Source organism: Burkholderia sp. AU4i, from assembly GCF_000466765.1.
In the GTDB taxonomy this organism is placed as follows: Bacteria; Pseudomonadota; Gammaproteobacteria; order Burkholderiales; family Burkholderiaceae; genus Burkholderia; species Burkholderia cepacia.
Genome location: NZ_ASSI01000505.1, coordinates 1 through 605 on the forward strand (window position 1 = coordinate 1; position 605 = coordinate 605).

The window sequence follows — 605 nt, forward strand, 5'->3', positions numbered from 1 at the left end:
CGAACCCGCGTCGCGCCGCCAGCCACGCGGCCGCGCACAGCACGCTGCGCCCGTAGCCGAGCGCGCAGCAGACCAGCACGTCGTGCCCTTCCCCGTGCAGGCGTTCGAGCGCCGCGACGGCCTGCGCGAGTTGCGCGGCCGTCGGCGCGACGAGGTCGAGCTGCGGCACGCTCGCATAGGCGAGCGATGCGTCGGCCGCCGCCCAGCGGGGCATTTCGGCCGTCAGGTCGACCAGTGCCGTGAAACCGTGGCGGCGCACGTCGGATGTGGTCGGCGTGCGGCCGAGCGACACGCGTTCGTCGATCCGCACCGGCGCCGGCTGCCGGAACGTCCACAGCCGCGAATTGACGAATGCGCCGGCAATCGTCGGCGCGAGCAGCCAGCGGATGACGACCGGGAAACGCCCGTGCGCATCCTTCTGGAACGCGCCGGGTGCGCCGCGCCGGTAGATCCATGCGACACACGCGAGCGCCAGCGCGACCCACCCGGCCGCCAGCGCCCAGCCGGGCGCGCGCGGCACGCACCAGAGCGCCACGAGCGCGACCGCCGCTGCGCCGAGCGCATAACGACGCGCGAGCGTGCGGCCGGCCGCGCCCGGCGATGCA

Annotated in this window: 1 protein-coding gene; it reads right to left on the reverse strand. The window is 75.4% G+C overall.

Going from position 1 to position 605, the window contains the following annotated elements:
* Nucleotides 1–605: dual specificity protein phosphatase family protein (locus L810_RS43830; RefSeq protein WP_042978569.1), on the reverse strand; the 605-nt coding region annotated here is incomplete at both ends.